The organism is Oleiphilus sp. HI0066, from assembly GCF_001635725.1.
In genome coordinates this window covers 1-301 of record NZ_LWFH01000826.1, presented here as the reverse complement: position 1 = coordinate 301, position 301 = coordinate 1, and the positions used below count along the sequence as shown (strand labels likewise).

The window sequence follows — 301 nt, the reverse complement described above, 5'->3', positions numbered from 1 at the left end:
GTTAATCGTTTTAGGGCCATTAGTAGGTAATGACCATTTAAGCGCTTTATTAATCGCCCTAATGGTGGCGGAGCCATCAATAAGGAAGCTGCTGTCCTCTTGCGCAGTGATATCTGAGCTGCTGGTTGTAGAGTAGTCCGTTGTGAACTCCCCAACAATTTCTTCTAAGATATCTTCCATTGTTGCAAGTCCCTGAACATCACCATATTCATCAACCACAATGCCGATTCTGCGTTTTGCTTTTTGAAATTGAAGTAACTGATGGTTTAGCGGAGTACTTTCGGGGATAAAATAGGGCTCA

At 42.9% G+C, this 301-nt stretch carries 1 protein-coding gene; it reads right to left on the bottom strand.

Annotated elements, in window-relative coordinates:
* The coding region (locus tag A3738_RS30910; protein WP_369819792.1) for a CBS domain-containing protein at positions 1-301 on the bottom strand (301 nt) is incomplete at both ends.